Origin of the sequence: Streptomyces sp. NPDC006923 (assembly GCF_040635655.1) — a bacterium.
Classification (GTDB): Bacteria; Actinomycetota; Actinomycetes; order Streptomycetales; family Streptomycetaceae; genus Streptomyces.
Genome location: NZ_JBEYIF010000007.1, coordinates 343,208 through 366,167 on the forward strand (window position 1 = coordinate 343,208; position 22,960 = coordinate 366,167).

General features: G+C 65.8%; 24 protein-coding genes and 1 tRNA gene. 5 read left to right on the top strand and 20 right to left on the bottom strand.

The window, feature by feature from the left end; genetic code table 11:
- Positions 1 to 107: 107 nt before the first annotated feature.
- The 14 genes from ABZ707_RS17210 to ABZ707_RS17275 all read right to left on the bottom strand — a co-directional run bounded on the left by ABZ707_RS17210 (position 108) and on the right by ABZ707_RS17275 (position 10,812).
- Positions 108 to 1,583, bottom strand: coding sequence for an ATP-binding protein (locus tag ABZ707_RS17210; RefSeq protein ID WP_360174703.1), 1,476 nt, complete (start codon positions 1,581 to 1,583; stop codon positions 108 to 110).
- Between the two features lie 2 nt (positions 1,584 to 1,585).
- Complete coding sequence (locus ABZ707_RS17215; RefSeq protein ID WP_360174946.1) at positions 1,586 to 2,398, bottom strand: bifunctional DNA primase/polymerase; 813 nt, start codon at positions 2,396 to 2,398, stop codon at positions 1,586 to 1,588.
- Between the two features lie 32 nt (positions 2,399 to 2,430).
- Entirely contained in the window at positions 2,431 to 3,015 is a 585-nt protein-coding gene (locus ABZ707_RS17220; RefSeq protein ID WP_360174705.1) for an SAM-dependent methyltransferase, read from the bottom strand.
- A gap of 232 nt (positions 3,016 to 3,247) precedes the next feature.
- Positions 3,248 to 3,538, bottom strand: a complete 291-nt coding sequence (locus ABZ707_RS17225; protein ID WP_360174708.1) for a hypothetical protein — start codon at positions 3,536 to 3,538, stop codon at positions 3,248 to 3,250.
- Between the two features lie 18 nt (positions 3,539 to 3,556).
- A complete protein-coding gene (locus tag ABZ707_RS17230; RefSeq protein WP_360174711.1) occupies positions 3,557 to 4,024 on the bottom strand; it encodes a hypothetical protein in 468 nt (155 codons plus the stop codon).
- A gap of 20 nt (positions 4,025 to 4,044) precedes the next feature.
- The gene (locus tag ABZ707_RS17235; protein ID WP_360174714.1) at positions 4,045 to 4,239 is read right to left on the bottom strand and encodes a hypothetical protein; all 195 of its coding nucleotides are present in this window, start codon (positions 4,237 to 4,239) and stop codon (positions 4,045 to 4,047) included.
- 17 nt (positions 4,240 to 4,256) lie between these two features.
- Positions 4,257 to 4,508, bottom strand: a complete 252-nt coding sequence (locus tag ABZ707_RS17240; RefSeq protein ID WP_360174717.1) for a hypothetical protein — start codon at positions 4,506 to 4,508, stop codon at positions 4,257 to 4,259.
- A 141-nt stretch (positions 4,509 to 4,649) separates the two neighbouring features.
- Positions 4,650 to 6,878 (bottom strand): cell division protein FtsK, encoded by a 2,229-nt coding sequence (locus ABZ707_RS17245; RefSeq protein ID WP_360174720.1) that lies wholly within the window; start codon positions 6,876 to 6,878, stop codon positions 4,650 to 4,652.
- 157 nt (positions 6,879 to 7,035) lie between these two features.
- The gene (locus ABZ707_RS17250; protein ID WP_360174723.1) at positions 7,036 to 7,377 is read right to left on the bottom strand and encodes an RRQRL motif-containing zinc-binding protein; all 342 of its coding nucleotides are present in this window, start codon (positions 7,375 to 7,377) and stop codon (positions 7,036 to 7,038) included.
- Positions 7,374 to 7,988, bottom strand: a complete 615-nt coding sequence (locus tag ABZ707_RS17255) for a GGDEF domain-containing protein (protein ID WP_360174726.1) — start codon at positions 7,986 to 7,988, stop codon at positions 7,374 to 7,376. Before ABZ707_RS17255 ends, ABZ707_RS17250 begins: the two co-directional genes overlap by 4 nt.
- Entirely contained in the window at positions 7,985 to 9,115 is a 1,131-nt protein-coding gene (locus ABZ707_RS17260; RefSeq protein WP_360174729.1) for a conjugal transfer protein, read from the bottom strand. The genes ABZ707_RS17255 and ABZ707_RS17260 overlap by 4 nt, the downstream gene beginning before the upstream one ends.
- A complete protein-coding gene (locus ABZ707_RS17265; protein WP_360174949.1) occupies positions 9,112 to 9,402 on the bottom strand; it encodes a hypothetical protein in 291 nt (96 codons plus the stop codon). The genes ABZ707_RS17260 and ABZ707_RS17265 overlap by 4 nt, the downstream gene beginning before the upstream one ends.
- Positions 9,403 to 9,496: 94 nt before the next feature.
- Positions 9,497 to 9,946, bottom strand: a complete 450-nt coding sequence (locus tag ABZ707_RS17270) for a transcriptional regulator (RefSeq protein ID WP_360174732.1) — start codon at positions 9,944 to 9,946, stop codon at positions 9,497 to 9,499.
- A 53-nt stretch (positions 9,947 to 9,999) separates the two neighbouring features.
- On the bottom strand, positions 10,000 to 10,812 hold the full coding sequence (locus ABZ707_RS17275; RefSeq protein ID WP_360174735.1) for a DUF4097 family beta strand repeat-containing protein: 813 nt from the start codon (positions 10,810 to 10,812) through the stop codon (positions 10,000 to 10,002).
- 477 nt (positions 10,813 to 11,289) lie between these two features.
- On the opposite strand from ABZ707_RS17275, the gene ABZ707_RS17280 reads away from it, so the two are divergent.
- Positions 11,290 to 12,084, top strand: a complete 795-nt coding sequence (locus ABZ707_RS17280) for a GntR family transcriptional regulator (protein WP_161307398.1) — start codon at positions 11,290 to 11,292, stop codon at positions 12,082 to 12,084.
- Positions 12,081 to 12,839 (top strand): glycosyltransferase, encoded by a 759-nt coding sequence (locus ABZ707_RS17285; RefSeq protein ID WP_360174738.1) that lies wholly within the window; start codon positions 12,081 to 12,083, stop codon positions 12,837 to 12,839. Before ABZ707_RS17280 ends, ABZ707_RS17285 begins: the two co-directional genes overlap by 4 nt.
- Before the next feature lie 78 nt (positions 12,840 to 12,917).
- On the opposite strand, the gene ABZ707_RS17290 is transcribed toward ABZ707_RS17285, so the two are convergent.
- The 3 genes from ABZ707_RS17290 to ABZ707_RS17300 form a co-directional block, all read right to left on the bottom strand.
- Positions 12,918 to 13,478 (bottom strand): hypothetical protein, encoded by a 561-nt coding sequence (locus ABZ707_RS17290; protein ID WP_360174741.1) that lies wholly within the window; start codon positions 13,476 to 13,478, stop codon positions 12,918 to 12,920.
- A 94-nt stretch (positions 13,479 to 13,572) separates the two neighbouring features.
- Positions 13,573 to 14,496 carry an FkbM family methyltransferase gene (locus tag ABZ707_RS17295; protein ID WP_360174744.1) on the bottom strand — a complete coding sequence of 308 codons (924 nt, stop codon included), beginning with the start codon at positions 14,494 to 14,496 and terminating at the stop codon, positions 13,573 to 13,575.
- 249 nt (positions 14,497 to 14,745) lie between these two features.
- The gene (locus ABZ707_RS17300) at positions 14,746 to 16,824 is read right to left on the bottom strand and encodes a hypothetical protein (protein ID WP_360174747.1); all 2,079 of its coding nucleotides are present in this window, start codon (positions 16,822 to 16,824) and stop codon (positions 14,746 to 14,748) included.
- A 513-nt stretch (positions 16,825 to 17,337) separates the two neighbouring features.
- Here ABZ707_RS17300 and ABZ707_RS17305 point away from each other — a divergent pair.
- The 3 genes from ABZ707_RS17305 to ABZ707_RS17315 all read left to right on the top strand — a co-directional run bounded on the left by ABZ707_RS17305 (position 17,338) and on the right by ABZ707_RS17315 (position 19,224).
- Positions 17,338 to 17,404: transfer RNA gene (locus tag ABZ707_RS17305), tRNA-OTHER, on the top strand.
- 333 nt (positions 17,405 to 17,737) lie between these two features.
- On the top strand, positions 17,738 to 19,009 hold the full coding sequence (locus ABZ707_RS17310; protein WP_360174750.1) for a hypothetical protein: 1,272 nt from the start codon (positions 17,738 to 17,740) through the stop codon (positions 19,007 to 19,009).
- 77 nt (positions 19,010 to 19,086) lie between these two features.
- Positions 19,087 to 19,224, top strand: coding sequence for a hypothetical protein (locus ABZ707_RS17315; RefSeq protein WP_360174753.1), 138 nt, complete (start codon positions 19,087 to 19,089; stop codon positions 19,222 to 19,224).
- 215 nt (positions 19,225 to 19,439) lie between these two features.
- Here the strand turns inward: ABZ707_RS17315 and ABZ707_RS17320 are convergent, their stop codons facing one another.
- From ABZ707_RS17320 to ABZ707_RS17330, 3 genes are read right to left on the bottom strand one after another with little or no spacing between them, the layout of a single operon-like run.
- Positions 19,440 to 20,093 (bottom strand): hypothetical protein, encoded by a 654-nt coding sequence (locus ABZ707_RS17320; RefSeq protein WP_360174756.1) that lies wholly within the window; start codon positions 20,091 to 20,093, stop codon positions 19,440 to 19,442.
- A 22-nt stretch (positions 20,094 to 20,115) separates the two neighbouring features.
- Positions 20,116 to 22,458 (bottom strand): hypothetical protein, encoded by a 2,343-nt coding sequence (locus ABZ707_RS17325; protein ID WP_360174759.1) that lies wholly within the window; start codon positions 22,456 to 22,458, stop codon positions 20,116 to 20,118.
- 14 nt (positions 22,459 to 22,472) lie between these two features.
- Positions 22,473 to 22,895: a hypothetical protein gene (locus tag ABZ707_RS17330; RefSeq protein ID WP_360174761.1), complete on the bottom strand. Its 423-nt coding sequence runs from the start codon at positions 22,893 to 22,895 to the stop codon at positions 22,473 to 22,475.
- Positions 22,896 to 22,960 lie beyond the last annotated feature (65 nt).

Below are 22,960 nucleotides of genomic sequence, written 5' to 3' on the forward strand. Positions count from 1 at the left end.
GCGGCGCGACCTTGGCACGGCGCACGGCGCCGAACAGCAAGAAGAGCACGCACCGGGGCTGGGCGATGGTGCTCTTCTTGCTTGTCCGCGTGAGCGTGGGGGCGGGGTCAGTACATCCGCTGTTGCTCGTGTGGGGACGCCGGGGCGGGGCGGGTCATTTCCAGGTATCGGCCCTCGCTGGTGCGGCCCGTGTCGATGAGGACGCCCCGGGCAGCGAGAGTGGGTTGTAGGCGCTTGAGACGGTCGGAGAGCACCTTGCCCGTGGTCGGCCAACCCTTGGGCAGCGGGCGGCAGTCGTCGCCGCTGTACAGGCGGCTGAGACAGTTGAGCCACTCCGTGGACGTCATCCGCTGCGCCGTGCCCGGCTCGATGGTCTCGGCGTGACGGAGGACGGTCTGTGCCAACAGGTCGCCCTCGATCACGTCGTCGTTCAAATCGTCCAGCCTGGCCCGGTACGCGGCCAGAGCCCCGAGCCCGGTGGCCGCATCGAGCTGCGCGCACAGATGGGCGAAGTCGGCCATCCGCAGGTCGGTGGGGGTCTCCGCCTGTGCCGCGCGGACCCTGACCGTGAGGTCCAGCAAGGACCCGAGCACGACGGGCAGCACTTCCGCGTACTCCGCCCACAGTTCGGCCTCGGTCCGCCTCACCTTGGGGCGTTCCAGGCGGAGCGGTAGGAGGCGTTCGGCGAGGTCGGGACGGATGACGCCGACGTCAATGCCGGTCAGGAGCAGCGGGCGGCGGTAGCCGACGCGGAAGACGTCTCCGTCGGTGAACAGGGCGCGCTTGACACTCTCGGCCCCGGTGACGATGCAGCACATGGCGTCGGACAGGTCCGGCGTCATGTGCGAGAGGTTGTCCAGGGCGGTGACCCATCCGGCCGCCACCGCCGCGATCAGGTTCTCCTCATCCTTCGGGGCCCTGCGCAGGTCACCGCTCATGCCCTCGATGATCCGCACGAGCATCCGGCCGCCCGTGGACTTCCCGGCACCCTGGGGGCCGGTGAGGAACGGGGCGGGGACGGGCACGGACGGACCGAGACAACCGATCAGCCACGCAATGGCCAGGCACTCGGTTTCCGCGCCGGCGAAGTTGCACAGCCGCATCAGCAGATCGATGCCCTTGCCGTTCGTGTCCTTGACGGGCAGGGGGAGTTCCCCGGTGAGCTGGGTGCGCCGCCAGCACACCTCCTGCGGGTTGGGAGTGACGATGTCCCAGCCGGTGGGGTGGATGCGGACGGACTGCCCGTCGTCGCGGCCCAGGTCCAACCAGGTCGCCCCGTCGAATCCGGGGGCGACGCGGATGTGCACGGGCTGCACGTCCTCGGACAGCGCGAGCGCCTCGATCAGGTCCAACGCCTCTTTCAGCGCGGTCCCGTTGAACACGCCTCGCCCGTCGCGGAAGAGACCGACCATGAGTTCCTGCCGGTGACTGCCGGTCGTGCCCTGGGAGCGAATCGGGCGGGCGACGGGCTGGCCGTTCTTCTGCGCGTACACGGTCCCGTCCGGCGTACGGAAGTACCGGAAGTGGGACTGCGCATAGTCGGTGATGATCTCGCGGGCCGGGTTCTTCTCGTCGTCAGCCATGGTCACAGTCCCAACCTGGTGAGGGCGTTGGTCCACGCGTCCGTGCAGTGCCGGGGCGATTCGCCCTTGGCCTGCGCGGCGGCGAACAGCCGGGCGACGTGCGTGTCGGTGAGGCAGCCGCACTGCCCGTGCGTGGCCAGCACCGCGAGGAACGTCCGGTACACGGTGGCGTGCACCGCCTCCCGGGTGCCGGTGATCTGCCGCTCCGCCATCGCAATGCCACGATCCAGGAACACGGGCGTGCGGTGTCGGCACTCCCCGTTCCGGCCCCCCAAGGGCGCTGAGACGGCCTGTGGCGCCCTGCGGGCCGGAGGAGGGTCCGTTAGTGCCAGGGCGCGCACAGAGTCCGGGAGAGCGGCCATGGCGCCGATGCCCCATCCGAGCCAACGGGCGTATGCCATAAGGGACTTGATGTCGACCCCGGGCCGAACGGCGTTGGCGGAGGGCATGGCGCCCCGGTAGATCCAGTGCTCCCCCCGGGTCGTTGCCACGGCCCGGGTCGCGGGCAGTGTCGCGCGGGCCCACGCGACGGCCGCCGCGTTGTCGAGGTCGACAACGGTCAGCCCGGCACCTCCGGGGTGGTAGGCGACCGCCGCCGCCTGCCGCCATGCGGCGTCCCACTGGGGCGAGTTGAGGACGTGCGGCTCGGTAGTGGCGGCGGCCCACGCGTGGCAGACGCCGGGGCACATGCAGGGGCCCGGGGTCTTCATGTTGGGCCGACCGCCACACGCGTTCTTCGCGCACGCCGAACAGTTGCCGAACGGGACCTTGCCCGCCCGAAGGGGCAGGACAGGGACCGCGTGGGTGGCGAGCATCCAGGCCAGGCTCAGGAGGGGGGCACCGGCGTTCACGCGGCCACCTCGATCCGGGCGGCGGCAAGGTGGGCGAGCGCCGCACGGCCGATGTGTTCAGCGTAGGCGGGCGGGATGCACTCGCGGATGCCGTCCCGGTTCATCCACGGCACGCCCATAACACGGCGGGCCAGGTCGACGCCGGAGAAGTTGCCAACGAACTGGCCGTAGTGGCCGGGCGGGACGGGGCGGCCCATCTTCGCCTGCGGCACGATGTGTTCGAGGTGATCCGGCTGTGCGAGGGTGAAGCCTCCGCCGGTCTCGAAGAACCGGTGCCGGTAGGTCGCCAGACGGAACATGGGCCCGCACAGCATCACCGGAGCGTTCAGCTTGGGCGCGGCCCCGCCGACGTTCTCCATGACCCACGGACGCCCGGTCGTTTCGAGGGCCGTGCGGGTGGGGTGGATGAGATCGGGGTGGATGTTCCCCTGAATGCGCTGGCAGGCGGTGTCGTGCTGGCAGGGCGGGGACGCGTGGATGAAGTCGAACTCGCTCCCGTGGGCGAGGACGAACGCGATCGCGTCAGCCTGGACGAGCCGGAACGGGTAGCGGGGCTGCGGGTCCTTGTCGACGCCGGTCACGTCGAACCCAGCATCGGCGTACCCTTTCGCGGCACCACCCTGGCACGAGAACAGATCCAGCAAACGCGGCCGGGGCAGAACTCGCCCCGTTCGAGTGGCCCAGGGCAAGGGGCCCTCGCCGAAAGTACGCGGTTGGGTCATGCTGTAGGTCTCCTGTTCTGCAACGTCGGGATACGGAGACCGTGGGCGGCGGGCTGTCCTTGTCCGGGAGTGCCGCCGCCCACGGGCAGAGCTAGAAGGGCGGTTCGTCGCTGTAGCCGCCGGTCCCCCACGGGTCACGGCCGCTGTGCCGGCGGCGCAGCCACCGGGGCCGGCGCGGGAGCGGCAGCAGAACCATGTGCCACTCCGTCCAGCAGGGGCAGGTCTCCCACTCGGTGCCCTCGTACTCGCCGGTCTCGGGGTGGCCGTAGTCGTGGGGGATACCGCCAACGCCATCGCAGTCACGGCAGTCCGGACGGGGCGTGTCGGTCAGGGCCAGCGCGCGGCGCGGCCAGTCGATGACCTTGATACGCAGTCGGATCACGGGTGTTGGACTCCCTTGTCAGCCGTAGAACTTGTTCCGCTTGATGACGGCCTTGCGGATGTTGACCGTGGTCCCGCCGCCGTGGCCGCGCGCGCCGAAGACCTGCACGGCGATCCAGCCGCCGAAGATGACGGCGGCGAGGATGACGAGTTGGGTGATCAGGGCGGTGAGCGCGGTGATGAAGGCGGTGAGCATGAGCAGTCCGCCGCACACGGCGAGGAACCCGACGCCCCCGAGCGCGATGTTCACCGCCGCCCGCGAGACGGCAGGCTTGGCGGCAAGCGGTTCGGGCTTGGCGGGCTCGATGGCGTAGCCGGTGACGACGCGGCCGTCGGGGAGGACGATGCTCGCCACGGTCGGGACGGTGTCCGGCTGTACGGGCATGAGCGGGGCGGTGCGGGCGGGGACGATCGGGGTGGGGGTGTGGACTTCGACGGCGGACGTCTCGTGTCCGGTCGGACGGCCGTACGCGGTGGGTTCGTTCACGGTGCTGGTCTCCCTTGGGGTCAGCGGCCGACGCCGGGCACGGCGTGGGTGAAGTCGGTGACGAGCTGGTTGACGGTGTCGGCCGCGTCCGTGTGGGCGAGGTAGAAGCCGAAGAGCGCGACAACCACGGCCGCACCGGCGCCCACGGCCTTGAAGCGCAGCAGCAGCACGACGCCGACGGCGAGCAGCACAACGAGCGAGATGGTGATTTCCACGGGGCCTCCGGGTGGGGTCAGCGGGTGCCGGCGCGGTAGGTGCGCGCGGCGCGGTTGTAGATCCAGCGGCCGACGCGTATGCGCTTGCCGGTGGCGTCGCAGCGGCGGCAGTCACGGCCGCGCTTGGTCTTGCCCTTGCGGTCGGTCTTGAAGTCGTGGCCCATGCCGTCGCACTTGCGGCAGTCCCCGAAGGGACTCAGCCAGCACTTGACGACGTAACCGAGGGTGACTGTCAGCAGGAAGGTGACAGCGAGCGCGGCAAGGCTCATCAGGGGGCCTCTCAGGGGGTGGGAGGGGGTTTCCGCAGGTCGGCCGCTATGCGCTAGCGACCTGATCAGGGGCGGTTTGGGTCGCTAGCAGGGTTGCTACCGGTAGCGACGTCCGCCGCTACCGGTAGCAGGTTGCGCGACCTATCCGGCGTCCCGCTTCTGGTTGCGCTGCGTGATCGCAGTGGCGATGTCGTCGCGCTTGATGCCGCGCTTGTTGACCTGCTCGCCGTCGATGCGCCGACTGATCTGCATCGTGCCGATGCCGTGCGGCTTGAGCGCGGCGGTGAGTGCTTCCGCCTTGGGCTTGGGCTCCAACTCCGCCCACGGGCCGTAGACGTCCGGGCGCAGGTCGGCGAGCCGGTCCACGATCGTCTCCGACCACACCTTGGCCTCGCCCTTGCCGAGCACGGCCGCGACGTCGTCAAGGATCGTCGCGGACGTCTCCGCCGCCGGAACCTCGCCGACCGCGTCGCCCGACAGGGTCCCCTCCGCCTCGCGCAACGCGGCGGCCCTGGTCAAAACACGTTCCGCGTCGCGGCCGTCGGCGAGGTAGGTGCGCACGATGCCGGAGTCGTCCGACATGCCCTTGAGCAGACCGACGCCCTTGTGGGACTTCAGCAGCTTGGACGCGTCCAGCCCCTCCGAGTACGACCCCGCACCAAGGATCGTGTCCGACACCTGGTAGGCGCCGACCCGCAGGGCGAACCGGGCCTGATGCTGGTCACGCAGCTCTGACGGGCACGCCTTGTCGTCCGGCTTCTGCGTCGCCGTCATCACGGACACGCCGACGGCGGGGGCGACCCGGGCGAGGTAGACCATCAGGGACAGGATCTCTTTGCCGTGCTCGGGGTGGGTCAGGTACTCCTGCACCTCGTCCACCACGAACAGCGTGAGGGGCATGTTCAGCTTCTTGTCCCGGCTGATCTCCGGGGTGAGCTTGCCCTCGGGGCAGACGTGCAGGGGCAGTTCCGAGAGCCGGTGGTACCGGTCCTCCACATCCGCCTTCAACTCCCGCAGGGAGGCGAGCAGATGGCCCACCGGGTCGATCCCGTTCTTGGGGACGATGCCGAACCCGATGCGGTGCGCGACCAGCGCGAACTTGCGCCAGTCCGGCGACGCCTTGCCGTCGAACAGGTACAGGCGCACGTACGGGTCCAGCGCGGCGGCGAGCGCGATCGTACGGGCAGAGAACGTCTTGCCCTGACGCGGCACGGCGCCTACCAGCAGGGACAGCCACAGCATGGTGGCCATGACCGGGTTGCCGCGCTCATCCACGCCCCACGGGAACGGCTTCCAGAAGTCGACCCGCGTGGCCCCCAGCAAGGGCGACTTGCCCGACGGCACGGCGAGCGGGTCACGGTCGGCGATCCAGTACGACACCCGCCGTCCGCTCGTCTCGTCCTTGTCGAGAAAGAGTTGAGTGGGGGCGATGTCCATACCGGAGGCGAGACGGGCGTGAGCCTTCATCGCGTCCTCGAACGTCTTGCCATACGGGAGATCCACGACCACACGCCAGCCGTCCCCGTCCCGGCCGATCGGCCGCGGAAAGGCAATCGTCTGATCCTTGGTGGTCAGCCCGGACGCCTCGTGTGCGCGGATGACGATGTCCGACGACAGCTTCCGCTTGCGGAACGTCACCTTGGCCAGGTCGATGAGCGGCCGGTCCGCCGGCGCCCCCACCACACCGAGGGTGGTGGCTAGCGACGCCATGGCCAGCATGAGCAGCCACGACGGCGCCATGACGTACAGGGTCAGCGCGGCGGCCAGGCCGACGAAACCGGCGACCGTCGCGACGATCCCCCGCATCCGGACGCGGTCGTTGCGCTGCCGGGACAGCTTCAAGTACTCCGCCGCGTCCTCGTTGGCCACGGAGGCGAGCCGCAGGCCCTTGCCTTCCGCGTCGAACACCCACCGGCCGATCGCGGTCGACCACCGCCACGCGCCACGCGGCGAGTACATGCAGATCTTCGGCGTGTAGACCAGCGGGAGGCGGACCGCGTGGTAGCCGACCACGGCCGAGTAGTGCCGGACGGCCCACTTGCGGACCGCCGTGCGCTGGTCAGGGAGCTTCACCCAGTCCGGCAGCACCGGCAGACGGGCCTTGTCCTTGGCCTCCATCCATTCGGCGACCGAGGGCGGGTAGACCTCGCGCGGCGGGTCGACCGGCGCCCCCTCGCTCAGCCCTTCGGCCTCCGGGTCGTCGGTGTCGGGGAGTTCGGCCTCCCACTCCCCCGGCTTCACCACACCCTCACCCGGGGCGGTCGGGTCAGGGTCGGTCTTCTTCTTCAGCGGGAACGGCACGATGTCGGCCGTCGGCTGTTCGGTGCCCTCCGGGTCCCCGGTGGGCGTGAACGTGGTGGTCTCGGTCACGATGTACGTACTCCTTCGGGAGTCGAAGGGTCCGGCCGGCTTGCTGTGGAAGGTCGGGCGGCCGGACCCGGTGCAGAGATGATGAGGGCTCTACTGGGCGGTAACGGGTACAGTCCGTACCCCTTCGCGGAGGGGTACGGTTTGTACCCCTCGCAGGTCAGGCGGCGCGCCGTTCTTCGGGATAGGCGCAGGTCACGCAGGTTCCGAGCGTGGGCGGGATGACGTATCCGGCGTCCCGGTGGCACTCGGGGCAGGTACGGCGGGCGCGCATCATCGCGGCGTGGGCCCGCCACCGGCCCGGCGTCATCGGCCGGACCGGTTGGGCGAGGTCGACGCGGTACAAGTAGGCGACCAGCGGCGGGCGGCCCCGCCGGCGGGGGCGTTCGAGCTGCGCGGCGACGTCCTGCCCTCCGGGGCGCAGGTCGCGGGCCCGTAGTTGGCGGCGGGTGGCGTAGCCGTCCGGGGCGAGGTGCCACCGGAAGACCGGCAGCGTGCTCATGCCGCGCCGCGCCGTCCGGGACGACGGCCGGCCACCGACCCGAGCAGCCGCCCGAGACGGGCCCGGCGAGGACCGGACCGGCCGGACCGCTTGGCCGCGTACATGGCCTCATCAGCGCGGCGCAGCAGGACGGACAGGTCCTCACCGGGGTGGTCGGCGGCACGTACCCACCCCAGCGACACCGTGGTGTGCACCTCCGAGGTGCTGTCGACCGGCCGGGCGAGAACGCGGGTCAGGGTGTGCAGCCGATCGGGCATCGTGCCGTCGCGGTCGATCACGACGGCGGCGAATTCGTCCCCGCCGAGCCGTCCCACAACCCCGCCGGGGGTGGTTCCGTGGGCGAGGCGGGCGGCGACGGTGGCGAGCAGCACGTCACCGGCGGCGTGGCCGTGGGTGTCGTTGATCTGCTTGAAGTGGTCGACGTCCGCCAGCACGACCACAGCGCGCGGGTCGCGCAGCAGGCGGCGGGCCCGCCGGGTGAACGCGTCCCGCGTCCACAACCCGGTGAGCGGGTCGCGGCGGGCGGTGGTCAACCGGCTGTGCAGCCATCGGGCGTGGACCGCCCATCCGAGGGCGGGCAGCGCCGGTAAGAGCGCGGCGAGGGTATTCACGGTGCCACCGCCGTGGTGGCGCGTTCGGCGAGCAGGGCGTCACGCAGCTTGCGGGCGTTGGCGGGCGAGGTACGCAGGGCCCGGCGGATGCCCTCCCCCGTCACCTCGCCGTCCGTGAGGCCGGCCGTCGCCTTGCGCGCTTCCGCCATGAGCTGTTCGGGAGTACGGCGGGTGCGCGTCGACTTGGCGGCGACCGGGACGCGGCCCGTCGCCCTGCGCGGCGCGGTCGACGCGGCGGGGACCGGACGGGAGGGTGCCGGGGCGATCGGGACCGGCTTCACCATCGAAATGGCGGCAGGCATCGGCTTCATGCCGACGCCCGACTTTCCGAGATCGACCGGCGCCGGATCGGGCACCACAAGCCGCGTCAGCAGGACCGTGGGAGTGCTCGATACACGCAGGTCAGAGGTAGACCGTTCTCGACTACTTCCAGTCGATTCCTCCGCATTTGCGTCGTCGTCGGGAATCGGGGCGAGGACGGGGGTCGCGCCGCCGAACATCGAGGCGAGCGCGGCATCCGCGCCATCCGTGATCCGGTCCCGCTGGACATCGAGCAGCCTCGATCCGAGGGCGGCGTCCCCGGCCCCGACCTTGCGGGCCAGACGCCACGACGCCCGATCCGAACGCTTCCGCACCCGGTCGACCGGGTGGTGAGCGGCGCGCGCCCGGTGGTAGGCGAGGGCCTGCACGATGTCGGCGGTGTGCCGCTCGTTCTCCGCGTCACGGCCGTCGGTGTGGACGACGATCCGGCGGGCGAGGAAGGCCATGCCCTCCGCCGAGACGGACATGCCCATCGGGGTCAGCGCGTAGACGACCGTACGTCCCGGGTCCGGCGCGGCCATGGCGCCCATGACGGCGGCGGCCGTCGGCAGGGCCCACAGTCCCGCCCGTACGACGCGCGGCGAGGACTGGCCCAACATGGTCAGTCCCAGCAGGACCAGGGCGAGAACGGCTGTGGCGCCCTCACCGGCACCGAGCGCACCGAGCGCGGTCCCCGTGCCGTAGGCGTGACCGATGTTGCTGTACGTGCCGATCCCGCCGACCACGCCCGTAGCGAGCATCGGCACGAACGCGGCCGTCAGGACACCGACCTGAACCCTCGTCAGAGGCTTGCGGGTCTCGTTCATGCCGCTTCCCCCGTCCCCGCCCGGTGGGCGCGCACGGAGCGCAGGAACGGAATGGTGTGGGTGAGCGCGTCCGCGTACAGGGCGTCCCAACCGGCGACCTCGTCACCGGCCTCCGCCTCCGCACGCAGGTCGGCGAGGATGTCACGGGCCGCGTCCTCACGGGCGGCACGCTCGCCGTCCGTCTCGAACTCCAACGGCCCCCGGAACAGGTCGACGTCGATACCGAGCGCCAGTTCCGCGAACTCGAAGTCGCCGTGCGCTTCCTGGCCGGCGACGTACATGCGCATACGCATGGTGGATCTCTCCTTGGATGCGTCGGGATAGGCGCGGGGCGGTCGGCTGTCCTGTCCGGGAGTGCGACCGCCCCGCGAAGAGCGGGGGTCAGACGGTGGCGATGATCAGCGCGGCAACCAGCAGCCACAGGTAGTGGAAGGACTGGTCAAGCGCGTAGGCGCCGGTACCGATGTGCGGGTTGTCGTCACGGCCGGCGCGCGGGGCACCGAGCCGGTAGAACTCGCCCTTGCCGGTCACCCGGGCCAGCCACGCGAGCGTGGTGCGCCGGTCGGCCCACCCGTGCGAGGCCGCGTCGACCGCGAGGCCGACGACGACACCGGACACCGACAGGTGCAGTCCCAGCAGCGCGGCGGCCGGGATGAGCACGGCCAGCTTGGTGAGCGTCAGGGTGGCGACGTGCCGGGCGTCCGCGAGACGGCCGACCCAACCGGGACGGCCCTTGTGCGCGGACTGATGTGAGGTCTGAACCCAGTGGTCACCCACGCTGTGGGCGACATACAGGGCGATGAACACGGCGGCGAACGTGGCAGCGGGCATCGGCGGCGGACTCCTGTCCGGAAAAGGGGAAGGGGCGCGGTCCGGGGCGGGTGCTAGCTGATCTGCACGTGGCCGCTGGTCACCCGGCGGCGGACGTCCAGGTGACCGGCGCCGGTAACGCGGACGCTGCCGGAGGTGGCGTTCACGGACAGACGGCCCGTGGCCTGCGAGGTCGCGGCCATGCGGACGCTGCCCGAGGTGAGGTTCAGCCGGGCGTTGTGGCCGCTGTAGGCGCCGACGTTGACGCTGCCGGACGTGAGGTTGATGTCCAGCGGACCGCTCACCTCGCCGACGATGACGCTGCCACTGGTGACGGTGGCTTCCAGGTCACCGACCCGCTCAGCGGTCAGCGTCCCGGACGTTCCGTCGTACTCCAACCGGGCCAGCGAGCCCGTGACGACCGTGATCGCGCTGTTCGTGCTGATGGCGGCCACCGACAGCTTGGGCAGGTATACGACGGCGCTGATCGGCGTCACCGCGTCCCCGGCCGGGCCGGTGGCGGTGACCTCGTGGCCGTTGACGAAGACCTTGCCGCCACCGCGGCCGGTGATGTGGACGTTGCCGTTGACGATCTGCACGCCGTTGCCACCGGAGAACGTCATGGTGTTGCCACCCATGCGGATAGTCGTGTTGCCACCGGCGCCGCCGGCGACGTCCGGGACGCGAACCCTGAGGTTCTGTCCGGTGAGGCTGATGGTGGTGTCGCGGATCGCGTCGGCCGACGGGCCGGAAGCGGCGTCCGTCGTCAGCACCATGCGCGCCTGCTTCAGCGCGGGGTCGACAACGACGCGGATACTGCCGGCGTTCATCGTCAGGTCCAGGGCGATCGGACCGACGATGTCCACGGGAATGATGCGCTCGGTCATGCAAGTACTCCTGACTGCGTCGGGATGAAACTTCGGCGCGGCGGGCTGTCCTGTCCGGGAGTGCCGCCGCGTCCGAAGATGAGGGCCGGCGCCGCACGTCGCGGCGGGCCACGTGACCCCGGGCGGATGTCGATTCCGCGCCCTCGCGGCTGGATACCGGGGTCGACGGACCTCACCCGGCCGTCACGGGGACGGGGTCGAGCCCCGTCAATCTCAAAGCACCCTGTTGAGTTCTCAAGGAACGAGCGCTTCCTTCGGGCTCACTCCCGCTCTTGGCGGGACCCTCGGGGCGCTTGTTCGGTACACCCGGCTGCGAGAGCGGGCATAAATGAGAGACCACAGACGCTCATGATGAGGTCCTGTCCTCAACTCCTCCTTAGGAGTTCCATGACTATGACGGTTCCACCCGGGAGTCGTCAACACCTCATGAGGACTTATGCTGAGCAAGCCCGATCAACCAGGGACGGTGAGCACTACATGGCCAAGCGGTACGAGCGGATCGCTGACGCACTTCGATCCGAGATTCGCGCAGGTCAGCGAGTTCCAGGGGAGCGCCTGCCCTCCGAGACTGCGCTTGCGACGCAGCACAAGGTGAGCCTGCCAACGATCCGGCAGGCGCTCGGCGTGTTGCAGGTAGAGGGGCTTGTCGAGAAGCGTCACGGGCGCGGCAACTTCGTTCGCAAGCCCCGGAAGCGCGTGGAGCGGACCAACGAGCGTCACCAGTGGGAGAAGGACCGCGCGCGGGGCTCCGTAGAGGTTCGGCAGACGACCGGCGCAACCGAACACGACACCGGGCTGACGATCAATGACCTGGTGTTTCATGCCGAGTACGGCAAGGTGGACGCCACCGAGGAACTAGCCGAGATCTTCGGTGTGCCTACCGGGACTCCGCTGCTGGAGCGGCTCTACCGAACCAGGTACCGCGAGGAAGACTCGCCCTTCAACCTCGTACGGTCTTACCTCGTCCACGACGTGGTCGCGCGCAATCCGGAACTCCTCGACGCCAGCAAAGAGCCGTGGCCCGGCGGTACGCAGAACCAGTTGCACACGATCGGCATCGAACTTGAACGGATCACCGAACGATTCACTGCGCGACCTCCCACCGTGGAAGAGACCGAAGCTCTTGGCCTGACGGCCGGCGTCTCGGTGCTCATCCTCTGGAAGACCTCGATCGACGTCACCGGGCGGGTGGTAGAGGTATCCCACGTGACTCTGCCCGGCGACCGTACAGAGTTGGTGTTCACCACTCCCCTGAACAGGTGGCAGTCATGACCGGTCTCATCACCGTCGTCACCGCAGTGCACGAGCCAAGCGCCCACTTCCTGCCCGCGGCCTACTCGTCTCTGCGTGAACAGAAGCTCCCGGACGGTTGGGAGTGGCAGTGGCTCATCCAAGAAGACGGGGAATCCGCAGGGGTCTCCCCGCACGTCCCTGACGACCGCCGGATCAGCTTTGAACAGGGCCGCTCCGGTCGTGCCGCCATGGCCCGCACCATGGCTCTCGCCCGCGCTGAAGGCCAGTACGTGAAGGTGCTTGACGCGGACGACAAGCTCACCCCGGGAGCGCTCGCGCGGGACCTTGCTGCGCTGACGGACAACCCCGACGTCGGTTGGGCAACGTCCCGTGTGCTTGATCTTCTGCCGGATGGTTCGACGCTCGGTTTCGACCAAGACCCCCCGCAGGGCGTCTTGGAGCGAGGCACCGTTCTGACGCACTGGAAGGCACACGACTTCCGTGCTCCGGTCCACCCCGCCACGCTGTTCGTCCGGCGGGATCTTCTCCTAGCCCTAGGCGGCTGGATGGCATTGCCGGCCTCCGAGGACACTGGACTGTTGCTCGCACTCGACGCAGTAAGTCGGGGATGGTTCACGGCGGAGACCGGCCTTCTCTACCGGAAGTGGCCCGGCCAGGTGACGGGTCAGGCCGCCCATACCCACAAAGGTGAGCGCGAAGCTCGCATGGCGGTTGTCGAGGCGAGAGCGAAAGCTCTTGCAGCGCTCAAAGGTTGGCGCTTCAAAGCGAACTGAATGCAGACAGTCAGGGACGCGCCGGGCCAGTCAAATTCCGGCACGTCCCTTTTGTATGTACCGAAACGGGTCTGCGGCTCAAACGCCCTCATCCCTCCTAGAGCCAGGAAGGATCAAATCCTTGGAGGAGTGCTGGTCGCCGTGAAACTTCCCATTGACGCCGAGATCATCACGCGCGGCCTCGTGGAAACCGTTGATGGCAGCAAAGGCAACCTTGTGCAGTTCCCGCCACTCCTCCAAGGTTCCCTGTGTTGCCCCGCGTGCGCGCCAGTCAATAGCAAGCGAAGCGGCGTTTAGTTTATGTGCCGCTTCGATCACCCCATCTTCAGCCAGCAACATCACGCGCTCGAAGGAACGAGCGCGACCGCCCTCAGCTTCAGCAAGCTCAAGCGTCAATTCATGTTCGCCGCGCTCGATTGCTCTCATGTTGTTGTGAACCTCATAGAGGAGCACTGCCGCATAAATACAAGTGCGGACCTTGTCGATGTATTCCGCGTAAGAATCAAGCTTCTTTTCATCCCAGCGCGTGAGTAGGGCATCACGCTTGCGCTGGCGCTCCATCAAGTGGTTGGTGACGTGCGTCGTGATCGCACCCAGAAGGACAGCGGCGATCGTGACAAGCTGACCGAGGATGTCCAACAGTCCCCCTACATAAGGCACTTCGACTAGCGACCGCCTGATCATAGAGGGCCCGGCACTGTTGGCGGGAGACCGCCCCTCGCGTTGGGCGAGGTCAGGGCAGAGTGTCAGCGTCCACCCGAGAAAACACCAGGTCGCTTTCCTCCACTACCGGCCCGCGCCACCTGACAGGGGCTAGGGGGGCTCGTCGGAGAGTTGCCGGATAGGCCGATGCGTCGTAGTCATTGGCGAGCCGGTATACGTGAAAACCGCGCCCCTTGAAGGCGTCGATCAACTCCGTAACGGAATATCCGAGTTCCGCCATTCGGCCGGGCGTTACCTCGACCGCAATTTCAGCATCTGGCCGCAACTGGTCGAGAATCGGAAGAAGACCTCTCACAGCAGCTCCTTCGGCGCCCTCGACATCAATCTTCATGACGCGAATTCGGGCCACTTCTTCGCTGGTGAGGATTTCCGCCAATGGGTGAGCATCGATTTCGAAGCTGGATTCTATGGGGCCGTCGTACGGCACAATGCTGTTTGCCCCCATGTTCTGAGAGCTGGCCAGCGCGAATCGCAAAGTTTCCGACTTATCGGAGACACCGCAGTTCACTGCGCGAATATTCCTGTACTCGTTCAAATGGACCTGAATTAGCAGCCGCCTGTGAAACTCTGGCGATGCCTCGATCGAGATAACCTTTCCACCGTCGCCGACCAGCCGCGACGCAAGCACGCTGAAATAGCCTATGTTGGCCCCAACGTCTACGAACACGTCACCCGGTCGCAAGCGAGCCCGGAGCCAATGCGAGAGGTGCGGCTCCCACACTCCGAACAGGTAGATGAAGCGCTGAATCAAGTCGACGGTATCGACGTCGAACCGGTCACCGAAGACAGTGCGTGCCACGGCACGCCGTGGCTGCTCCCGTAGGCCGGCGTTCAAGGACCGCGCAACCAAGGGGGCCTTGCCGAACGTCCCCGGCACGTAGCGAACGTACCAACGACCCAAGCTGAGAGAGAACCGCGTCAAAGATGGCGTCACACCGATCACCGTAGCCGGGGGTTGCGGATGGGAGACGGGAAGGCTGACCCACCTCCACTGTGGGGCCACATGCAGGCCAGGAATAACGATCACTACGTCTCAAGAGACGCCTACGCAGGTCAGCGGGGATGTGGTTGTGGCAGAGCCAGTGGTCTTGAAAGCCGTTGAGTCAACTTTCTTTCTACGCTTCAAGCCGCAGAGGGCCCAATCGGCGTATGTGAGCCCCCCGCGTCCCACAGAGCTGAAGGGCTACCCTAGTTTGCGGGCTACACCGTCGTACTTGTCCTGAATGTGATCCTCTTTGATCTTCCCATTTCGGGCTTGCCGTAAAAAGACCATTAGATCTTTTTCGTTCAATGGCAGGACAAATCTGTTCTGCATTGCGATGCGTTTAATGTGGCCGTAGTAAGCAGGCTTCATCTCACCTCGAAAAACTACGACAATAAATCCGCCGCTGAACTCATTGAGGTAGTAGCTCAACTGATGGAAGTCGTCTGCATGCAACTCCGCATAGTTCTTGCATTCCCAGATGACCTGGGTGGCCCCGTATCTGGTGCGCATAGCTTCCCAGAAACCATCACTTGCACGGTTGGAAGCAATCCAGTCCCGTACAACTCGGCCGTCGTGACTTCGCGATCTGGCTTCTACGTTCCCGAGGGAGCGAAAGAAGCAGAGGCGAATCACATCGCCGACTATCTCTTCAAAATCTTGCGCACCGGCGGTGCCTAGTTCAATCTGCTTGATATCCTCCATGAGCATCTCAACATGGGCGACATACTCGGTCCTGTCGATACCTCCCGGCAGATCTTCAATCTTCCCAATTTTTCCAAACTCGGCGTCATCAGGAATGCTTCTAACCAAGTTATCCTGGAGGTCCAATGCATCCCAGTAGCAACGATGGATGACGACGTCAGTAGCGTTACTTACGGGGGGAGGGCTGGTGTCGAGCGGCCCTAGAGCACGGAACTTAGGACTCTTCCCTGCAATACGAATCCCAACGAACCCAATATCATAAAGAAGACGGATGAACTTTTCGGGGGAAGCGTTGGCGTATAGCCATGAGCCGCACAGTTGCACAACTTCTGGATCTTTCATCAGATTTCTGATGAGATCCTCAATTGCGCCGAACGTAAAGGAGTTGCCGAGCCCATAAAATCGAGACAGCACGGTAGCAACCTGCGGGAAGTTCTCCGAGTACTCGTCGCCTAGGTCGCGGAATCGGTTAGTAGAGAATCGACGTCGCGCCTGCTGAACATCCTCAAGAAGAATTTTATCGTGGCCGGCTCCTTGCGCAGCTTCCACTGCGTTGCTGGTGTAGATCAGGAAGTCACGGGGGCGCCTTTGGCAATATTCAAGAACGTTGCTCCACGCCTCGTCCGGATATTCAAAGAATGCCTGCCAGGTCGCACCACGCAGCCCGAACTTTGCAGTAAGGTTTCGATTCAAACGCTTTTCAATAACCTCCAATAGTTGGCGTTCATTCCACTCCATGCCAACTACTGATGTTTCAAGTCTGGAGGACTCCGTATCGAGTCCACGTACGCGCTCATAAATGTTCTCACGAAGAAATATAATCGCGCGCGCCCAGGGGATTTGGGTGGAAATCTCCTGACATGCATGCATGAATGCAGTTAGGTAGATCAGCCCCTCGTCGCTTCCCTCCCAATAGTCATCGATGCTATCGATCAATACTGTGTGGGTGGCGAGCCCTTCGGCGGACAGTTGCTTCATCTCATCCGCAACCCGCTTCGCGATCTTATTCTCGGCCAGCCAACGCTCATCGTCGCCGTCAGCGAGGGCACCGCTAACTCGCGCAATAATTCTTAGGCAGCGAAGGTCGAAATCCATAGCCGCATATTCATCAAGCTCGCTCTGAATTTCGCCAGCTAGCCTGTCGCGACCAGGTCGATCCTGGAGCCACATCGAAAGAATCTCTATCTGCAAAGCTCTACGGAACGCAAAAACGAGAGACCTGAATGGTTTACCCTTGACGTTCGTCAAGAGGTCGATCTCTTGCAGAGTTGAAGAGGGACTGAAAATCTCCGGAACGATGACGCGTGTGGCACCACCGTTCATCGCGCAAAATTTCCTGACAGCCGTTTTCCCGGTACCTCGCCGCCCTACGAAGAAAACCTTCTCACTGTCCGGATCCAGGGCTGCTTCAAGCGCTGCCGTATGCACATAGATGCCAGGATCGCTCAGAGCCGCGTCATACTCGGCGAATGACTGTCCGATGTTGATGCGCCGAATGGCATCTTTCGGAAGGCGAAGCCCAACTGGCGACTGTGACGCTTCCAATGTGGCCGGGGTAGCGGCTGGTTCAGGCACGGCGGAAGGTTTGGACTCTCTGCCTCTTTTACGACGAACCACAGCAGCTCCCCAGGCCGACAACGATCGATTCGCACCATAGTGCCTGAGTTGCTGAGCGTGTGTTCACGAAACGGGCAAGAACCTAGCTTCTCGGCGTGACGGCGGGGGCTGGGAGTGGCGGTGTCTGCCCCGAAGCTATGACTCAGGGTGCGGACCAGGAGGCTGGCCCACCGCCACGCGCAAAGCTTCGTGGGCAGGCTGTGGGCCGAGACGGTAGACAGGAGCAGCCCTGTAGCCAGATCGGTGGCACTGCCTCACGAACTTCCCCACAGGAGGCAGTGCAGGGCGTAGCTCGTTTCACCGCCTACCTCGCCGGCCTATATCCCTCAGACACCGTCCAAGTCGACGCGCTAGCACCGTCTCAGTTTTCGTCTCGTTCGTGGCCGTACGTGGCCGTTCGAAACCGTACGTCGCGCCCCCTCAGGCCCAGCATCCGTACCGGACTGAACACCAGCGAACGAGCCCGGATGAGGCCGTGATCAGCACGGACGAACCTGCAAAGCGAGTTACGCCGGTTCGATTCCGGTCACGGCCTCCACCTGGTCCGGTCCGACCACGCAGAAGGGCGGCATCCCCTCGGGGGGGCCGCCCTTCGGGCCGTCCGTCTCGGCTCGGGGGCCGCTCTCCTGTGGCTGCGGTGACAGCTTGGGGTCCCCGGGGGCCCTGGGTCGTTGGGGTCCCGGGAGCGCGCTCGATCGGACCTCTGTGTCCGTCCCGTCGCCGGTGTCCGCTTCGGCCGCTCACTCCCGTAGCCATTCCTGGCCCTCGGCGCGTTCACGCATCCGGCCCGGAGGCGAAAAACACGAGTTGCGGGCCGCGTCCCACGGTTAAAATGCGTCGCATTCGACGAACGACCGATCGTGGGGAGCACATGAAAGAGGAACGCGACCTCTCGTGTGAAGTCTGGGCGTGCGCGGTGATTCCGTGGGCGGCGACGAGAGAGGGCGACAGGATCTTCTCTGCGGTTGTCGGTACACACTTCGGGGATTCGGTAATCCAGGCCGAGGTAACGTTTCTCACCTTGAACGACGGGCGCGCTTACACCGGGATAAATCCGCACAGCTACGAGGGTACCGTGGTGACCCATGAGGAACCGCGCCCCTCGTGGACCCACGAGGCGGACTTCATGGACCTTTCCGCAGGACCTCCCGAGTCGCGCGTATACATAAAAACGGTCCTGCCGGACTGGAGTGATCTCTACGTCCCGGATTCCCTTGGTGATCCTGTAGCCAATGAAGTACGTTTCGATGATCTCTATGACTGCATCCTGCACGCCGTCAACGAAGGTATGAGAACTGCCACGGTCGCCACGGAGCATGTCGCCGGTCCGATGTGCCATGCGGACCTTGTGGGCGACGGCCTCATCAGACTCAATCCGAGAATCTCCAATGAGCCGTTCTATGTCCGACTTCCCTCGGCCCCCACCCTCGGGTCAGTCTCCGCCGAGCAGGACGGACAGGAGATCTCAGAGGACATGGAATTCGACATGACACAGGGAGCCGCGAACGGCGCTCTTGCGAAGAGACGGCTGTTCTCCTGGATGGGACGCTCGACGCTCAGGGCCGCCCGGGGCGAGTGGGCGGAGGCGATTGTGGCGGATGAGGCCGCACTGGAGGGCTATTTCCATCACATCGCCACAGGGATTCTCGTGGATCACGGATGGAAGGAAAGCGACTTCACCCGTCATGGAATCGACCAAGCACCCGTGAGGAGCAAGGTGAACGTCATAATCCACCACCTCAAAGGGAATGGGCAGCAGCTCAGGGACCTGCACGACTTCGTATGGTCCGCACGCAATGCGGTCGTGCATCGCGGTGACCGCGCCACTCGAACCATGTGTTATGACGTGCACAATAAGGCAGCGGATGCGATGTCGTGGGTGCAGGAACGCCTGAGAGACAGAGGAGTAGCCCGCCGGCATCCACTGGCATCGTGGCTTGCGCTTTATGACGGCGCTCCCCTGCATGAAGACGTCAGGCAGTTGCTGCATTCTTTCGCCAACCGCCCGGCTGACGCCGATCTGAGTAAAGCGAACGATCTGTGGGACAGGGAGGTGCAAGACCGGACGACAAGCTCGATAGCTTGTTGGAAGCCGGGCGCTGACCTGCGCTTCGAAACCCTTTATGCCGGGGTATCCGGGTAAGAGCTGTCCCGTTCCGTACCGCCCGCCCAGGCCGGGGCCCGTAGCGGCGGCACCCGGCGAGGCGGTTTGATGAAGACATGCGGAAGAGCGACGACTACGCGAGAACGAGCGCCAGGCTGACGAAGTACGGATGCCTGGCGGGACTGGCCGCCGCTCTCCTCATTCCCTCAGCGATCCTGGGCGCCGTCCTCCTCTTCGGTCTCCCCACTCCCTGAAGACTGTCGCTACTCCCTGAAGACTGTCGCTGCTGGGTACGTCGCCTCGGCGATTCTCCGCGCCTGGTCGGGCCGAGGCGTGGGCTCGGGCCGAGCCCGGGGAACGGGTCAGAACCCTGGAGCGCGGTACAGGTCACGGATCAGAGCGATCTCGGCCCCGTGGCGCAGCAGTTCTATGTTGACCCTCGCATCACGCCCCGTTTCCCCGCCCGGGGCTACTTCGGCTGAAGCACCACCTTCGTGGGCAGCCCAGCGTTGTCCTCGCACTCCAGCTTTTTCGCCAGCGCCAGGGACGCCGCGTACAGAGCGGTGAGGTTGGCCTCCTGCTCGGCACGAGTCCCCTCCAGCTCACGGTCCGAATAGCTCAGACCCCCCAGAATGCGCGCCGCCTCCTTGTCCGAGCCGTCCAGCCGGGGGCTCGCACACTCGAAATAGAGCGACGAGTTCTTGGTCCCGGCCAGGGCTCGTTTTCCGAGTTCGTAGGGCCGCTGGGTCGCGGAGTGGCGATCACTCAACGCGTCTTCCGGCTTGTAGAGGCCGAAGCTGATGTCCATCTCCCCAGAACCGCTCTTCTCGCCCTTGACCGAGCAGAACTTCTGGCCGCGGTAGACGTCCTGGCCGTCCGCGTAGACGTCCTTGACCGCGGTGGCCACCCTGTCGAGCGCACCGGCGCCGGTCGCGAAGAAGGACGTGTCACCGATGGCCCTCTCCACGACGGCCGCCGTGTCGTCGCCCGAGAACACGGAATCACACACCTTCTCGGCACCGACGAAACGCGGCTCGTCGACGTCACCGCCTCCGCACGCCGAGACACCAAGGCCGAGGGTCAGCGCGACACTTACGGCCCGCGCGGTGTTCCGTATCCTCACAGATCTCACTCTCTCTCTTGTCTCAGCCGGTCTCGGGATCATTTCCCTGCTGGTTCTCCCGGTCATTGCCCTTCGCGTAACCGAGGTCGACGGACTCCTTCAGATCCCTGCCGAAGTCGCTGTTCATATCGATGCCGTATTGGTCACGGAAGTGCTTCATGGGCGACTCCGCGCTGTGCTCACCAGCCCTGAAGACGGTCGTCTTCTCCGCTCGGGTCAGTTCTTCGAGCTTCTCTTTGCTCTCGTCGATCGAATTGTCCGACCAGTCCCCGATGACCTGGCCGGCGATCTGCTCCAGCGCCCCGCTGCCCGTGTCCACGGCCAGGGGAACCAGAATGGCCGCCGCTCCGGCCGCGGCGGCTGTGGCCGGCAGGAACGCGACACCGGCGGCGATCGCGGAGGTCGTCCCGAATTCGACCCAGGCGGAACGCTGCTGCTGCGCCTTTTCGTAGTCCTCGTGCTTCTTCAGGCCCTCCGCCTCGACCTGGTCGGCACGCGACTGGTCGAGCATCCCCTGCACCTCCGCACCGATACCCACGGCCGCCCGCGCCGCACCCTGATCAATCTTTCCGTCCTGGCCGACCTGAGCCTCCAGCATGCTGGAGGTGTAAATCCGCTCGGCGGTGGTGACGGAGGCGTACGCGTCGGGGTGCTGGCCCAGGGCACTGAGGAAACGGCGAGCGTCGTCACGCCCCAACTCCGCGTGCCCGGAGGGATTCTTGTCCGGCGCGAAGATGCTTCCGGCGTCGTTCTCCTCCAACGCCCAGTTGATGTCGTCGATATAGCCGGCGCCCATGTTGCCCATGCTGTCCGCCAATGCCTCCTGGTGCTTGAGCAGACCGGCGTCCTGTCCGTATTTCTCCACGACGTCCACCATGATCCCGGCGCTCTTCTCGTCCCGGACGGCGTTGGGATCCGGGGCGTCCCAGGGATACCCGAGTGTCGCGGACTCCAGGGCATGGCCCAGTGCGTCCGGCATGTACGCCACGGACTTCGCCGCGTCGTCGGGGCTGTGCCCGTCGATGTCGGGGAACGACTCGTAGTCCTCGTTGGCGAAGTAGTCGAGGTAGCTTCCGATGACACCGCCGTCCTTGTCCTTGCCCAGGTCCGCGGTGGCACCCGTACGGACGGTGCCGTCCTCGTTGTACGCCGTGGGCTCCGCCGAGAAGAACTGCTTCGACGCTTCCGGACTGTGCCCGAGAGCTTCCAGCATGCTGACGACCGGGTCATAACCGGAACCGTTCACCCCCGAGGGGTTGAAGAGGTTCTTCTGCCAGCCGCCCATCGACTTCGAGTCGGCGAACATGTACGGGTCCTTCTGACGGAGCTGGACCACATGTTCGGCGATCGGGTTCAGGAATTTCGGGTCGTAATTCCCGTACCGCATGATGCCGCCGAGGAGCTGGTACCCGTACGGCGGGTTCATGTCGTTCCTGATCAGCGGAATCCGCTCGGTGCCGAGCTTCCGCATGTCATCGGACCACTTCTGGCCCCACCCGTCGTTGCCGCCGGCGGGACTGGTGGCGGTGGCCAGGTTGAGACCCAGGTTCTTCTGCAGCTCCTGGACGTCCTTGAGCCGTTCCTTGTCGAGCTTCGCATAGTCATAGGTGTCCGTGGCCAACTGGCCGAAGAACTCCAGGGACTTCTTGGGGCCCAGGCCGTCGTAGAACGTCCTGGAGAACTCACGTGACGCGTTGTTGTCCTTCAGCAGCTCATTGAGCTGCTGAAGCTCGGTGTGCGTAAGGTCACGGCCCTTGTTCGCCAGGTCGATGGCGCGGCGCGCCTCTTCGGCGTCGAGGCTGCTGTACGTGGGCGCGCTGAAGTTGTGCTGATCGCCGGTGATATTGGCCTTGAGCGCGTTGGACGTCGACACGTCGGCGTCGTCGCAGGTCTCCACGACGGCGTCGATCCGCCGCTGCATCGCATCGATCTTGGCGTTCTGCTGCCGGAGAAGGTCGCTGTAGTCCGGATCGTGCCGCGCGCCCTGGTCGTTCTGAAGGGGATACGAGGCTTCGACCTTCCCGTGCGCGGTGACGATGAGCCCCTGGGCCGGCGCTTCCGTCTCCGCTATTTTCCTGAGGTCGTCCTTCGCCTTCTTGAAGGCCGCGTATCCGTCCTCAAGGATCAGCTTGATCCCCTTGGCCGCCTTCGCCGCGTCGTCGAACTCCTTGGCGGTCTTGTCGACGAACGGCTTTGTCACATCGGCGTTCACCCCGCGCCAGTACTCGTCCCTGGCCTTCGCCGCCATCGTGGAATGAGCGTCCTCGGCAAGCTTCTCCAGCTTCGTGGTCATCGCCGACCAGTCGTCCGCCGCGGTCTTCAGCTTGTCCAGCGGAGCCAGATAGACATCATTGAAGCTCAGCACAGCCGTCCCCGCCGTTACTTGAAGTACTCGTTTATCCGGGATGCCGCGAGGGCGGCCTGAATTTTCTCCTCTTCCTTGGCGTGCGACGCCGCGCTGTAGTCAAGGTGGTTGGAGATGTTCGCGCACGCGTCGAGCAACGTCTGAAGCTGTGAATTCCAGGTGTCGTGGACCGTCCGCATCGCGGCTCCCGTCAGAAAGCCACTCGCCGTCAGCATGGTCGCGGCGTCGGACGTGCTGGCGCGGGCGTGGTTTCCGTCGGCCGTCAGCCTGTCGTAGAGCTCGTACGCCGCGCCGCCGATGCTCCCGAGTTTGTCCTGGTTGACGCTCAGGTCCACACTGCCCCCGCCGCCGGGATCACCCGGGACCTGGTTCAGCCGCATGCTCACATTGGCTGTGGCACTCGTCCGGGCTGTTGCCCATTCATCGTCGAACGACATGTTTCCCCCGTTGCGAAAGTCGAGATGCGGGAACCGGGCCGGTCCGGTTCCCTGCGCGCGGATTC

What these genes read in the sequence shown, in the direction of transcription:
- ABZ707_RS17275 (WP_360174735.1), bottom strand. Translation starts at nt 10,812, where the DNA reads ATGACCGAGCGCATCATTCCCGTGGACATCGTCGGTCCGATCGCCCTG.
- ABZ707_RS17280 (WP_161307398.1), top strand. Translation starts at nt 11,290, where the DNA reads ATGGCCAAGCGGTACGAGCGGATCGCTGACGCACTTCGATCCGAGATT.
- ABZ707_RS17310 (WP_360174750.1), top strand. Translation starts at nt 17,738, where the DNA reads ATGAAAGAGGAACGCGACCTCTCGTGTGAAGTCTGGGCGTGCGCGGTG.
- ABZ707_RS17210 (WP_360174703.1), bottom strand. Translation starts at nt 1,583, where the DNA reads ATGGCTGACGACGAGAAGAACCCGGCCCGCGAGATCATCACCGACTAT.
- ABZ707_RS17250 (WP_360174723.1), bottom strand. Translation starts at nt 7,377, where the DNA reads ATGAGCACGCTGCCGGTCTTCCGGTGGCACCTCGCCCCGGACGGCTAC.
- ABZ707_RS17330 (WP_360174761.1), bottom strand. Translation starts at nt 22,895, where the DNA reads ATGTCGTTCGACGATGAATGGGCAACAGCCCGGACGAGTGCCACAGCC.
- ABZ707_RS17315 (WP_360174753.1), top strand. Translation starts at nt 19,087, where the DNA reads ATGCGGAAGAGCGACGACTACGCGAGAACGAGCGCCAGGCTGACGAAG.
- ABZ707_RS17240 (WP_360174717.1), bottom strand. Translation starts at nt 4,508, where the DNA reads ATGAGCCTTGCCGCGCTCGCTGTCACCTTCCTGCTGACAGTCACCCTC.
- ABZ707_RS17215 (WP_360174946.1), bottom strand. Translation starts at nt 2,398, where the DNA reads ATGCTCGCCACCCACGCGGTCCCTGTCCTGCCCCTTCGGGCGGGCAAG.
- ABZ707_RS17285 (WP_360174738.1), top strand. Translation starts at nt 12,081, where the DNA reads ATGACCGGTCTCATCACCGTCGTCACCGCAGTGCACGAGCCAAGCGCC.
- ABZ707_RS17260 (WP_360174729.1), bottom strand. Translation starts at nt 9,115, where the DNA reads ATGAACGAGACCCGCAAGCCTCTGACGAGGGTTCAGGTCGGTGTCCTG.
- ABZ707_RS17270 (WP_360174732.1), bottom strand. Translation starts at nt 9,946, where the DNA reads ATGCCCGCTGCCACGTTCGCCGCCGTGTTCATCGCCCTGTATGTCGCC.
- ABZ707_RS17265 (WP_360174949.1), bottom strand. Translation starts at nt 9,402, where the DNA reads ATGCGCATGTACGTCGCCGGCCAGGAAGCGCACGGCGACTTCGAGTTC.